We start from the raw sequence: 12,365 nt of genomic DNA on the forward strand, positions 1-12,365 counted from the left end.
TGTCGATGTCGCTCACGGGCTCGCGCTTCTCTTCGGAATCGGCACCAGGGCCCTTCCATCATGGGATTCGAGGACGAAGTAGAACAATCTTTTGCGCGGCCTTGTCGTTAGTTTGAACGACAGGTTCAAGCGGACATGCGAACTCACCTCATCCATCGTCCCGCGAGGGACATCTTTCCACTGCTGGGTGGATCTCGAGTTTCCTCCTATCGGCTTTGATCCTGAACGGTTTTCATGCTGCTGTCGCGGTTGGCTCCCGGGTCCACCGGAACTCGGTGCCATCGACCCATATGCGGTGCATGATGACGGCCAGCCGACGGGCCAGGGCCACGATCGCCTTCTTCATTCCGCGACGCCTGGCGATCTGCATGGCCCAGGCCTTGAGCCAGGACCATTTCTTCGAATGCAACATGCTCTGCGCTGCTTCGTAGAGCATCACCCGCATCATCTCATCCCCGCAGCGCGATATCCTGCCGCTCCAATCGATCTCGCCTGATTGATATCTGGAGCTCGTCAGCCCAAACACTGCCCCGACCGACTTGGATTTTCGGAATCGGGCTGGCACATCGACGGTCGCGCGATAGGTCAGCGCCACCACCGGGCCGACACCGGGGGTCGTCATCAGGCGCCGGCACACCTCGTCGTCGCGCACGATGGCCAGCAAGCGGCGGTGCAGGATGATGATCTGTTCGCGTAGCGCCCGCCGCACGACGAGCAGCGGTTCCACCAGGATCGCCAAGTCGGGAATAGTCTCGACAAGCTCCTGGATGCGGGCCTCGAACCTCACCATTCCGACTATGCCCACCTTGAGGCCGAAGTTACGCAAAGTCCCTCGCAGATCGTTCTCGATGGCGATGGCCTTCGACTGCAATAGCTTGCGATGGGTTAGCAGCATACGCAGTTTCTGGCTGCGTAGCGTCTTCACATGCACCGGGCGATACACTCCCACCCGCATCATCTGAGCGATGCCGCGCGCGTCATTGCGGTCGGTCTTGTTGATCTGCGCCTTCAGCACCGCCTGCATGTGCCGAGTCTCCACACAGATCACTGGTAACTCGGCTTCGGCGAGAGCGCTGAACAGCCATTGCGATAACGGCCCGGCTTCCAGTCCGATCCGCTTGAAGCGGTAGGCGGGATTCCCCAGAACCTTCAGAAGCGCTTGGGGCTCACTCGCCACCTTCACTTCCTTCAAGATCTTGCCCGTATCATCCAAAATGCAGACACTCGTCTCCTTGACCGATACGTCCAGTCCGGCAAAATGGTCCATGCTGCGCTTCTCCTGATGCTTGAGGCCGTCACCACGGACCTCGTTTTCACCATCAGCCTGAAGCGCAGCACCTTAAATATTCAGCTATCCACAAGCTGGGCCGGCCGATTACCCCATCTTTTGCGGAGACGGTCATCGCCTGGTTGAAAGTGCCGCCGAGGACGGAATCCTTGAACTTGCTGTTGCCGTTCACGTCGGCTTCGATGCCGACCAAGCCACGACCGAATTGATAGTTGTAGCCGATCTGCCCACCGCCGGTGAAAAAGCCGCCCGTGGGCGTCGTCGACGAGCAATAAAGACAGGGGTCGTCGAAATGGGATGAAGCCAACCCGCCGCCCGCATTGCCGCCGACATAGAAGCCGCTCCAATTGTAGGCCACAGCGAGCGGCGCAGCTTTCGTATAGGCTGGCGCGGCATAGGCCAGCGCGTCCGACGGCGCCCCACCAAACTTGTAGTTCAACCTGAGACGCGCGACGTCAGTCGTCAGTTGGTTGCGAATGACGCAATTGGCCGGGTTGGCGCAAGCCGACAAACCGCTGACGCCGACAATATTGGCACTGCGATCTTCATACATCGTATGAAGGAATTCGCCACCCACGATCCAATTCGAGGCCAGGGCGAACTCCACGCCCGCGCCAACCACACCGCCCCAGAGCACGCCGCTGCGATTGGCGGTAAACCCTGTGGGTGCACCGAAGGTCGGGCTGGAGGCGAGATTGTTGAATTCGACCCCCGTCTGTTTGACATCCGCCCAGGCAGCGCCACCGGTCACGTAGACCAGGGCGTTGTTGACGACCAGACCGGCGCGGCCCCGGATGGTCCCGCTGACATCTGCTTTGGTGGCAACAGCCAGCGCTGATCTGAAATCGCCGCCGAGGACGGAATCCTTGAAACTGCTGTTGCCGTTCACGTCGGCTTCGATACCGACCAGGCCGCTGCCGAATTGATAGTTGTAGCCGATCTGTCCGCCGCCTGTGAAAAAGCCAGAAGTAGGCGTCGCGGATGAGCAATAGACGCAGGGATCATCGAAGTGGGACGAAGCCATGCCTCCGCCGGCGTTGCCGCCGATGTAGAAACCAGTCCAGCTATAGATCGAAGCCACCGCCGGGGCCTTTGCATAGAGCGGGGCGACGCCTCCGGAATTGGCATAGGCCAGAGCAGCGCCGGCCGAAGACGGGACGGGATCGCCAAATTTGTAGCTCAGCCTGATGCGTGCGACGTCAGTCGTGAGTTGGTCGCGAATGACACATGTCGACTGAGGCACGTTGTTCAGGAAGAAGGCCGCGACACAGCCATTGCCGCCCGCAGGAGACAGAATGTTCGCGGCACGGTCCTTGTACATCGTGTGCAGGAATTCACCGCCGAGGATCCAATTGTTGCCGAGCGCGAATTCAACACCCGCTCCGATCACGCCGCCCCAGAGAACGCCGCCGCGGTTGGCGGTATATCCGGTGGGGCTGCCCAAGGTCGGGCCAATGCGATTGTCGAGATCGATGCCGGTCTGCTTGACGTCGGCCCAGGCGGCACCGCCGGTTGCGTAAATCAGCGCATTGTTGACGACCACGCCGGCGCGGGCGCGGATCGTTCCGCTGACGTCCGCCTTGGTCGTAATGGTCATCGAGGTCGCGTTATCGCCGCCAAGGATGGAGCTCTTGAAATTGCTATTGCCATTTACGTCGGCTTCGATGCCGACCAGACCGCTCCCAATTTGATAGTTGTAACCGACCTGCGCACCGCCCGTGAAAAAGCCGGCCGTCGGTGTGGCGTTGCTGCAATAAAAGCAGGGATCGTCGAAGTGCGACGAAGCCATGCCGCCACCGAGATTGCCGCCGATGTAGAAGCCCGTCCAATTGTAGACTGCCGCCGGAGCCTTTGTGTAGACCGGGGCGAGATCGGCCGCGGAGCCTGCGACGCTACTGGCGAGGAGGACAGCTAAGGCGACCAGCGGAGTTCTCATGGCGTTTCCGAATTGAACAATGCGATATTGCAATTTCCAATCGTACGGAACCCGCACTGTTCAGGCTATTGCAGCGCTGACACACCGCTGAGAATGCAACCAGATCGCAGCGCCAGATCCCTGGACCCAGACGACGGAGGGCGCATAGCGAGCCGCATCCCGGCGGCGCGATAATTGGCGATCAAAGGCTGAATTGACGGTCGAGGCGCGCGACAATCGTTCTCTCGCGCTTCGCGATTGGCGTCAGCGCCAAGAACAAAAAAACCCGGCAATCGCGTGATTGCCGGGTTTTTCTGATCAACTTGGTTGCGGGGATAGGATTTGAACCTATGACCTTCAGGTTATGAGCCTGACGAGCTACCGGGCTGCTCCACCCCGCGTTAAACCGTTGCACGCCTTCATCAAAATGCCGGGGACGATGGATGGAGGGCCGGCGCTGTTCGCGTGGCTTGCTCTCGCGTCCCAAAGACTTCCTTGGAAGGCAACCCGGGGCGAAGCCCGTCGGGTGCGAGGGGGTATGTATCAACCCGGACCGGCTTTGGAAAGGCCCGCGGCCACGTTTTTTTCGACTTTATGACAGCCCAACCGGCTGAATTCGGGCCCGTTTGCCAAACTCTTGCCAGAAGTTCCGCAAAGCGCCAGCTTGCGGCAACAAGATTATGGGGAGACGCCATTTTGAGGGGAAACGCCATGGACCGATCCCTGACGAGCGCCCCGCTGGCGGCGCTGGAGGATGCCTTCCACGCCATGGTCGCGCGGTCGCGGACTGAACCGGCGCCCGACTGCGCCGAGCGGCTCGACCGGCTGGCCCGCCTGCGCACTGTCGTCACTGAGAACGAAGAACGCTTCCGGCAGGCGATCTCGGCCGATTTCGGCCACCGCTCGGCGGTGGAGACCACCATCGCCGAGACGCTGCTGGTGTTCTCCGAGATCCGGCACGCCACAAAACACCTGAAGGGCTGGATGGCGCCGCAGCGCGTGGCGACCGCGCTGCAATTCCTCCCCGCGCGCAACCGGCTGATCCCGCAGCCGCTCGGCGTCGTCGGCATCATCGCGCCCTGGAATTATCCGCTGCAGCTCACGCTCGCGCCTGCGATCGGCGCGATCGCCGCCGGCAACCGAATCATCATCAAGCCGAGCGAGCTGGTGCCGCACTTCTCCGCGCTGCTGAAGGAAACGGTCGCGCAGAAATTCGACGCCACCGAGTTGCTGGTCACCGGCATCGAGGACGAGGTGGCAAAGGCCTTCGCGACGCTGCCGTTTGATCATCTGGTGTTCACCGGCTCGACCCGGGTCGGCCGGCTGGTCGCCGAGGCCGCGGGCCGCAACCTGACGCCGGTGACGCTCGAGCTCGGCGGCAAGTCGCCGGCGATCATCGACGCCTCAGCCGACCTCGACGAGGCGGCCGAGCGCATCGCCTACGGCAAGCTACTCAATGCCGGGCAGACCTGCATCGCGCCGGATTACGCGCTGGTGCCGGAGAACTCCGTACAGTCCTTCGCCGAGAAGGTGCGCGCGCAGATGCGACGCATGTTCGGCACCGATCCCGCCAACAAGGACTACACCGCTGTTATCTCCGACCGGCATTATGCGCGGCTGGAGGGCCTCGTGGCCGATGCTGCCAGCCGCGGCGCGAAAATCCTGCAGCCGGCAAAGCCCGACGATCCCAACTGGAAGGCGCATCGCAAATTCCCGCCGACGCTGATCGCCGGCGCGACCGAGAATATGGCGGTGATGCAGGAGGAGATCTTTGGTCCCGTGCTGCCGGTGCTGGGCTATCGCGATCGGGCGGAGGCGATTGCTTTCGTCAACCGGCGCGACCGACCGCTCGCGCTCTATTGGTTCGGCAAGGACCGCGCTGCCCGCGACGAGGTGCTGTCGCGCACCGTCTCCGGCGGCGTCACCGTTAACGACTGCCTGTTCCACTTCACGCAAGTGAACCAGCCGATGGGCGGCGTCGGCGCATCCGGCACCGGCGCCTATCACGGCGAATGGGGCTTTCGCACGTTCAGCAAGCTGAAGCCGGTGTTCTATCGCTCGAAATTCAACCGGCTCGCCGACCTCTACCCGCCCTATGGCGGCAAGATCGCGCGGCTGGAGAAGATGATGCGGTTCATGTCGTAGATCGTCGCCAAACCGTCGTTCCGGGGCGCCTCGAAGAGGCGAGCCCGGAATCCATTTCGCCACCGGTGACGCGGATGAATGGATTCCGGGCTCGCGCTACGCGCGCCCCGGAATGACGAGAAGAAAATGCAGGGGGGAAACACCTTGACTGACATATTCGATTTCGTGGTCGTCGGCGCGGGCTCGGGCGGCTGCACGGTGGCAGGGCGACTGTCGGAGGATGCGGCTACATCCGTGGCACTGCTCGATGCCGGGGGTGCCTGCGACAACTGGGTCGTGACCACGCCGGGCGCGCTGGTGCTGATGGTGGCGGGCAACGTCAACAATTGGGCCTTCAACACCGTGCCGCAGAAGGGGCTGAACGGCCGCATCGGCTATCAGCCGCGCGGCAAGGGGCTGGGCGGCTCCTCCGCGATCAACGCCATGGTCTATATCCGCGGCCATCGCGCCGACTACGACCACTGGGCTGCGCTCGGCAACACCGGCTGGGCTTATGCCGACGTGCTGCCCTATTTCAAACGCTCTGAGAACAACGCCGATTTCGACGGCGAATATCACGGCAAGGACGGTCCGCTCGCCGTCAACCGCTTACGCTCCGGCAATCCGGTCCAGCAGATCTTCCTGCAGGCGGCGCAGGAAGCCCAATTCCGGATCCGTGAGGATTTCAATGCCGAAGATCATGAAGGCCTCGGCATCTACCAGGTGACGCAGAAGAATGGCGAGCGCTGGAGCGCGGCGCGCGCCTATGTCCATCCGCACATGAACAAGCGCGCGAATCTGCGCGTCGAGACGCAGGCGCATGCCACCCGCATCCTGTTCGAAGGCAAGCGCGCGATCGGCGTCGCGTACCGGCAGGGCCAGGAGCTGAAGCAGCTCCGCGCGCGACGCGAGGTGATCCTGGCCGCCGGCGCGTTTCAGTCGCCGCAGCTCCTGATGCTGTCGGGCGTTGGCGACGCGGCTGCGCTCGGCAAGCATGGCATTGAAAGCCGACATCATGTGCCGGGCGTCGGACAGAATTTGCAGGATCACCCTGATTTCATCTTCGGCTACATGTCCGACAATCCGAACTTCGCCGGCCTCTCGCTCAAAGGCATGCCGCGCCTCGTCCGCGCCATCCTGCAGTATCGCAGGGAGCGCCGCGGCCCCCTCACCTCAAACTTCGCCGAATGCGGCGGCTTCCTGAAGACGCGGCCCGATCTCGACATTCCCGACATCCAGCTGCATTTCGGCATGGCCATGGTCGACGACCACGGCCGCAAGCGCCACGGCGGCGCCGGCTTCTCCTGCCATGTCTGCCTGCTCAGGCCGAAGAGCCGCGGCAGCGTCGCGCTCGCCAGCAACGATCCGATGCAGGCGCCGCTGATCGATCCGAACTTTCTTGGTGAGAACGATGATCTCGAGGCGATGGTCGCGGGCTTCAAGACCACACGACGATTGATGGAGACGCCGGCGCTGCGCGCGCTGCAAAAGAAGGACATGTTCACCGCCGGCGTGACCACCGACGACGACATCCGCGCGCTGCTGCGCGAGCGCGTCGATACCGTCTATCACCCCGTCGGCACCTGCAAGATGGGCCTTGATGCCATGGCCGTGGTCGATCCGAAGCTGAAGGTACATGGGGTCGAGGCCCTGCGCGTCGTCGACGCCTCGATCATGCCGACGCTGATCGGCGGCAACACTAATGCACCGACGATCATGATCGGGGAGAAAGCGGCGGACATGATCCGGGCGGAGGTGAGGTAGTTCTTCTCCCTGCGTGCAGGGAGAGGGTCGGAATGAGGGGAACTCTCCGCTCGTCATTCCGGGGCGCGTGTAGCGCGAGCCTGGAATCCATTCATCCGCAACACTGGTAGCGAAATGGATTCCGGGCTCGATGCTTCGCATCGCCCGGAATGACGAGGGAGAGGAATAAACTCAATTCAGCAGGAACCCGCCATCCACCGTCACCACGCTCCCCGTCATGTACCGCGACGCCTTCGACGCCAGCAGCAGGATCGCGCCGTCGAGATCGGACTCGGCGCCGACGCGGCGTTGCGGGATGCGCTTTGCCAATCGTTCCCCCGCAGGCGTCGACCAGAAATCGTGGTTCATCTCGGTGTCGATATAGCCGGGCGCCAGCGCGTTGATGCGGATGTTCTGGCCGGCGAGTTCGAGCGCCATCGCCTTCGTTGCCTGGATGATGCCGGCCTTGGAGATCGCGTAGGGCGAGACCGCCTTCAGAACGCCGGTGCCGAGCACGGAGGCGATGTTGACGATGTTGCCTGACTGCTTGCGCGCGATCATGCGCCGCGCGACTTCGGTCGCGAGGAAATAGGCGCCCTTGAGATTGGCACCGATCACCGCATCCCAGTCGGACTCGGTCTGCTCGGTCGCGAGCTTCTCGATCGCGATGCCGGCATTGTTGATCAGCACGGTGACGGGACCGAGCGCCGCCTCCGCGGCATCGACGGCCCCAGCGATCGAAGCGATGTCGGTGACGTCGAGCGCGATCGCGACCGCGCGACCGCCCTTGCCGCGGATCTCCTCTTCCAGGCTCTTCAGCTTGCCGGTCTGCCGCGCGGCGAGCGCAACGGCTGCGCCATGCGCCGCCAGTACCCGGGCAAATTGTCGCCCCAGCCCCTGGCTCGCGCCAGTGACGAGGATGGTTTCTTTACTGACGTCGAATAGGCCTGACATGACGATTCCCTGGGCGATTTCTTTAGGCGGTTTCCCTGAGCCTTTTGGAACCACCAATACAGACGATTTTAGCGATCTGAAACCGGAATGATCGGTTCGGCGTTCATTCGTTCCATGAAGGCAGGGCTCTCATGAACAGCTTCGATCTCGCCGTCTACGCCGCGCTGGCACTTGCGATCGGTTTCGGTTTCAGGACCGGCCTCTTGCGCAGCGCCATGACCATTCTCGCCTATCTCCTGGCCGCTCCCATCGCAATCGCGCTGATGCCGCTGATCGCGCCGCAGACAGCCGTCAATCCGAATGCGCCACTGCTGCAGAACTGGATCTGGTTCTTCGGCATCTTCCTGATCGTCGGCATGCTGTTCGGACATATCGGCCGCGTCGCACTCAACGACACGATCGGCGAAGCCGGCATCGGTGATCGCCTCGGCGGCGCCGCGCTCGGTGCCATCAGGGTCGGCCTCGTCGCCACCACGCTGGTGCTGGTCTTCGATCAGGTCGTGCCGACAAACCACCAGCCGCCGTTCCTCGCCGGCTCGCGACTGCGGCCGCTTCTGTCGGTGGTCGGACAGATGGGCTTCAAGTCGCTGCCGCCGGAGGCCGCGGCCGCGATCGACCGCCTCAAGCAGGAACGGCGGATCTGATCAGGCGCATTTGCATCGCCGTGCGGCCGCGCCATGCGTTTTGATGCGAGCCCGTCCCTTATCAGCGGCGCCGAGGTTGGCTAATGTGCCTCATCCAAAACCTGCCTGACATTACGGGAGTGAAACAGTGGATCTTGGGATCAAAGGTCGCCGCGCCATCGTCTGCGCATCCAGCAAGGGCCTGGGACGTGCCTGCGCCATCGCGCTTGCCGACGCCGGCGTGCACGTCACGCTGACTGCGCGCGGCGCCGAAGCCTTGAAGAAGACGGCCGACGAAATCCGAGCGGCCCATCCGGGCGTGACGGTCACCGAGATCGTCGGCGACATCACGACCCCCGCGGGGCGCGAGGCCGTGCTGAAGGCCTGCCCCGATCCGGACATCCTGATCAACAATGCCGGCGGCCCGCCGCCCGGCGATTTCCGCAACTGGACACGCGACGACTGGATTAAGGCGATCGACGCCAACATGCTGACCCCGATCGAGCTGATCAAGGCCACCGTCGACGGCATGATGGCGCGCAAGTTCGGCCGCATCGTCAACATCACTTCGGCCGCCGTGAAGGCGCCGATCGACATCCTCGGCCTCTCCAACGGCGCGCGCGCCGGCCTCACCGGCTTCATCGCCGGCCTGTCGCGCAAGACCGTGATCAACAATGTCACCATCAACGGCCTCTTGCCGGGCCCGTTCGAGACCGACCGCCTGCGCGGCACTGCCAAGGCCGAGGCCGACAAGCGCGGCATCACGCCGGACCAGTTGCTGGCCGAGCGCGCCAAGCTCAACCCCGCCGGCCGCTTCGGCCATCCCGACGAGTTCGGCTATGCCTGTGCCTTTCTCTGCGGCGACAAGGCCGGCTTCATCACCGGCCAGAACATCCTGCTCGATGGCGGCGCCTTCCCGGGCACGCTGTAGGCGCCGGCCACTCCCACTTGGGGTAGGGCTACAGCCACATCGCATGGCCGGGCTTGTCCCGGCCATCCACGCCGTGCCGCACGGTACGAAGAAGGTGGATGCCCGGGACAAGCCCGGGCATGGCGGCCTTTTGCAAACTCGTACATCCGATCGCCGCTCGCGGGAAGCGGCGCGCAACGAACAGGCAACTCACCGCTGCTTCGTCGGCTCGTCTTCGTCCCGCTCGCTGGGGTCGGAGGAGTCGGCGGTGAGGCGCTCGTCGGTCCAGTCGATGCCGAACGCGTCGAGCCCGTCCGCCAACAAGTCACCCAGCATCGGCTCGCCGAGCAGATATTGCACCGTCTCGTGCCGCGGCTTGCGATACTCACCGCGCGCCTCCACGGCGCGCGTCCGCAGATCGTCCCAGTCCTCGATCGCGCCGTCGCCACGCCCGAGCCAGGTCAGCGCAACGAGGTCGACCTGCTCGTCCTCGTTCAACGCGGCGATGAAGCTGCCGAGCTCGGCGCCGACGGGATCGGAGCCGTCATCTTCCAGCACATCGACCGCATCGTCATCGGTGGGGTTCGAGCCGGAATCCGGATCGGAGTCCAATTCCTTGACATCGAATTCGCGCGCCTTCTCGATGATGAAGGCGACTTTTTCGGCGGAAATTGCAAGCTCTGGCATCGCTCCCTCCTCAGGTTCCCGCGATAACGCCGCATCGCATCGGATGATCCATTGCGCCCGACGGCTGAAATCCGCAATCTCGGCGCAAAGCGCCCTGGAACGGGCGCGTGCACGAACATGGGGATACGCCAGATGGAGTGGAAGGTCGGCAGGGTCAAAATCACCAAGGTCGTGGAATTGGAGACGGTCGGCTCGACCCGCTTCATCCTGCCGCTGGCGAGCAACGACGAAATCCGCAAGCTCCCCTGGCTGATCCCGCATTTCGCCACCGACGAGGGCCGGCTGAAGATGTCCATCCATTCGCTGGTGGTGGAGACGCCTTCTCAGCGGATCGTCGTCGACACCGGCCTCGGCAACGACAAGCAGGGCCGCAACGTGCCGACCTGGAACAATCGCACGAGCCCGTTCCTGGAGACGATGACGGCGGCGGGATTTGCGCCTGAAAGCATCGACATCGTGCTGTGCACGCATCTTCATGTCGATCATGTCGGCTGGAATACGAAGCTCGCTGGCGGCAAATGGGTGCCGACATTTCCAAAAGCACGTTATTTGTTCGGCAGGACCGAATATGAGCACTGGCGTGACCACTCGACCGAGCCGGACAAGCAGGCGGTGTTCGAGGATTCCGTGAAGCCGATCGTCGATGCCGATCGCGCCGAGCTGATCGCGAGCGACCACCGGCTCTGCGAGGAGATCAGCATGATCCCGACCCCCGGTCACAGCCCCGGCCATATGAGCATTCTGATCCGGTCCGAAGGCGAACAGGGCCTGCTCACCGGCGACGTCGCCCATCATCCCTGCCAGATGGCGCATCTCGACTGGTCCTCGACCGCGGATTCAAACCAGAAGCAGTCGGCCGCGACGCGGCGTGAATTGTTCAAGCGGTTCGCCGACACGCCGACGCTGGTGATCGGCGGGCACTTTTCAGCCGGACATATCAGGCGCGAGGGAGACGCGTTCAGGTTCGAGACGCTCCAATAGTAGGGTGGGTTAGCCCTGCGGCTGCGCGAAGCGCAGTCCGCTGGCGTAACCCACCACTGTCTGCCTCCACGGAAGCGAAAAAGGTGGGTTACGCTTCGCTAACTGTGGAATCTCAACAGGTCGTCCTCCGGGAGACGGAGGCGGCTGATGGGTGGTTTGGCTTGCAAACTACCGTGTGGGCGATGCCAGTTGTAGTGCTGAAGCCAGATTGGCAGGTTTTTGGCGCGCTGGTCTGAGGTGTCGTAGGAGCGAGCGTAAGCCCACTCGCGCAGCGCTGTCTGGATGAAGCGTTCGGCCTTGCCGTTTGTTTGGGGCCGATATGGTCTGGTGAAGATGTGCCTGAGGCCGAGCTTCCCGCACGCTCTGGCGAAGGCCTTGGCACGGTAGCAAGAGCCATTGTCGGTCATGATGCCGGTGACCTTCATACCGAGGCTGCGGTAGTAAGCGACGGCTTCCCTGAGGAAGGCGATGGCACTTTCCTTTTTCTGATCACGCCGGATCTGGGAGAAGGCCAGGCGCGATGCATCGTCGATCGCCACGTGGACGAACTCGTGGCCGGCGCCGCGGCTTTCACCCTTCTGACGATCGTGCGTGATGCGGTGGCCGGGTCTGACGAACCTGCCGAGCTTCTTGATGTCGATATGGATCAGCTCGCCGGGCTGCTCGCGCTCGTAGCGGCGCACCGGCTCGGCCGGCTCCAGATCGCGTGTCCGGCTTAATCCCAGGCGGCGGAGTATGCGGCTGACGGTGGCCCGTGACAGCCCAACCTCGGCTGCGATCTGCTTGCCGGTGTGGCGCTGCCGGCGCAACGCCTCGACGGCCTCGCACGTGGCCCGCGGGGTTTGGCTTGGCGATGAAAGGGGTCTGGAGGAACGATCACGCAATCCCTCGACACCTGCTGCGCGGAACCGCTCGACCCATTTGGCTACCGTTTTCGGTGTCGTGTTGAACTGGTCAGCCGCGGCAGCCTGGCTCAGTCCGTCCTCGACCACGCCTCGCACCATCGCCTCTCGACCTGTGGGCGTCAAAGGCGCATTCTTGTGGACGTTCATCTGGTCTCTCCGTGGAAACGTTGAAGCTTCGCAACCTCAGCTTCCTCGGTTCAGACCAGATGGACAACCTCCTGAGACACCAAAGCTA

At 63.1% G+C, this 12,365-nt stretch carries 10 protein-coding genes and 1 tRNA gene; 5 read left to right on the plus strand and 6 right to left on the minus strand.

All coding sequences use genetic code 11. From position 1 onward, the window contains the following. Positions 1-232: 232 nt before the first annotated feature. The 3 genes from AXW67_RS12080 to AXW67_RS12090 form a co-directional block, all read right to left on the minus strand. Positions 233-1,267 (minus strand): IS110 family RNA-guided transposase, encoded by a 1,035-nt coding sequence (locus tag AXW67_RS12080; protein ID WP_063676386.1) that lies wholly within the window; start codon positions 1,265-1,267, stop codon positions 233-235. A gap of 52 nt (positions 1,268-1,319) precedes the next feature. After that, positions 1,320-3,224: an outer membrane protein gene (locus AXW67_RS12085; RefSeq protein WP_145927566.1), complete on the minus strand. Its 1,905-nt coding sequence runs from the start codon at positions 3,222-3,224 to the stop codon at positions 1,320-1,322. A gap of 303 nt (positions 3,225-3,527) precedes the next feature. Continuing rightward, a tRNA-Met gene (locus AXW67_RS12090) sits at positions 3,528-3,604 on the minus strand. Positions 3,605-3,914: 310 nt separating this feature from the next. On the opposite strand from AXW67_RS12090, the gene AXW67_RS12095 reads away from it, so the two are divergent. Together AXW67_RS12095 and AXW67_RS12100 are read left to right on the plus strand one after the other, a co-directional pair. Continuing rightward, positions 3,915-5,348 (plus strand): coniferyl aldehyde dehydrogenase, encoded by a 1,434-nt coding sequence (locus AXW67_RS12095; RefSeq protein ID WP_063678064.1) that lies wholly within the window; start codon positions 3,915-3,917, stop codon positions 5,346-5,348. A gap of 144 nt (positions 5,349-5,492) precedes the next feature. Continuing rightward, entirely contained in the window at positions 5,493-7,091 is a 1,599-nt protein-coding gene (locus AXW67_RS12100) for a GMC family oxidoreductase (protein WP_063678069.1), read from the plus strand. A 171-nt stretch (positions 7,092-7,262) separates the two neighbouring features. On the opposite strand, the gene AXW67_RS12105 is transcribed toward AXW67_RS12100, so the two are convergent. Continuing rightward, the gene (locus tag AXW67_RS12105) at positions 7,263-8,024 is read right to left on the minus strand and encodes an SDR family NAD(P)-dependent oxidoreductase (RefSeq protein WP_063678065.1); all 762 of its coding nucleotides are present in this window, start codon (positions 8,022-8,024) and stop codon (positions 7,263-7,265) included. Between the two features lie 131 nt (positions 8,025-8,155). On the opposite strand from AXW67_RS12105, the gene AXW67_RS12110 reads away from it, so the two are divergent. Together AXW67_RS12110 and AXW67_RS12115 are read left to right on the plus strand one after the other, a co-directional pair. Then, the gene (locus AXW67_RS12110) at positions 8,156-8,668 is read left to right on the plus strand and encodes a CvpA family protein (protein ID WP_063678066.1); all 513 of its coding nucleotides are present in this window, start codon (positions 8,156-8,158) and stop codon (positions 8,666-8,668) included. A gap of 127 nt (positions 8,669-8,795) precedes the next feature. Next, positions 8,796-9,578 (plus strand): SDR family oxidoreductase, encoded by a 783-nt coding sequence (locus AXW67_RS12115; RefSeq protein WP_027555603.1) that lies wholly within the window; start codon positions 8,796-8,798, stop codon positions 9,576-9,578. A gap of 189 nt (positions 9,579-9,767) precedes the next feature. Here the strand turns inward: AXW67_RS12115 and AXW67_RS12120 are convergent, their stop codons facing one another. Then, positions 9,768-10,244, minus strand: a complete 477-nt coding sequence (locus AXW67_RS12120; protein WP_063678067.1) for a DUF3775 domain-containing protein — start codon at positions 10,242-10,244, stop codon at positions 9,768-9,770. Between the two features lie 132 nt (positions 10,245-10,376). Here AXW67_RS12120 and AXW67_RS12125 point away from each other — a divergent pair, with 132 nt between their 5' ends. Next, positions 10,377-11,225: an MBL fold metallo-hydrolase gene (locus AXW67_RS12125; protein ID WP_063678068.1), complete on the plus strand. Its 849-nt coding sequence runs from the start codon at positions 10,377-10,379 to the stop codon at positions 11,223-11,225. A gap of 98 nt (positions 11,226-11,323) precedes the next feature. Here the strand turns inward: AXW67_RS12125 and AXW67_RS12130 are convergent, their stop codons facing one another. Beyond that, entirely contained in the window at positions 11,324-12,277 is a 954-nt protein-coding gene (locus AXW67_RS12130) for an IS481 family transposase (protein ID WP_063675718.1), read from the minus strand. Positions 12,278-12,365: the final 88 nt, after the last annotated feature.

Source organism: Bradyrhizobium neotropicale (assembly GCF_001641695.1).
GTDB classification, from domain to species: domain Bacteria; phylum Pseudomonadota; class Alphaproteobacteria; order Rhizobiales; family Xanthobacteraceae; genus Bradyrhizobium; species Bradyrhizobium neotropicale.

What these genes read in the sequence shown, in the direction of transcription:
- AXW67_RS12080 (WP_063676386.1), bottom strand. Translation starts at nt 1,267, where the DNA reads ATGGACCATTTTGCCGGACTGGACGTATCGGTCAAGGAGACGAGTGTC.
- AXW67_RS12085 (WP_145927566.1), bottom strand. Translation starts at nt 3,224, where the DNA reads ATGAGAACTCCGCTGGTCGCCTTAGCTGTCCTCCTCGCCAGTAGCGTC.
- AXW67_RS12095 (WP_063678064.1), top strand. Translation starts at nt 3,915, where the DNA reads ATGGACCGATCCCTGACGAGCGCCCCGCTGGCGGCGCTGGAGGATGCC.
- AXW67_RS12105 (WP_063678065.1), bottom strand. Translation starts at nt 8,024, where the DNA reads ATGTCAGGCCTATTCGACGTCAGTAAAGAAACCATCCTCGTCACTGGC.
- AXW67_RS12110 (WP_063678066.1), top strand. Translation starts at nt 8,156, where the DNA reads ATGAACAGCTTCGATCTCGCCGTCTACGCCGCGCTGGCACTTGCGATC.
- AXW67_RS12120 (WP_063678067.1), bottom strand. Translation starts at nt 10,244, where the DNA reads ATGCCAGAGCTTGCAATTTCCGCCGAAAAAGTCGCCTTCATCATCGAG.
- AXW67_RS12125 (WP_063678068.1), top strand. Translation starts at nt 10,377, where the DNA reads ATGGAGTGGAAGGTCGGCAGGGTCAAAATCACCAAGGTCGTGGAATTG.
- AXW67_RS12130 (WP_063675718.1), bottom strand. Translation starts at nt 12,277, where the DNA reads ATGAACGTCCACAAGAATGCGCCTTTGACGCCCACAGGTCGAGAGGCG.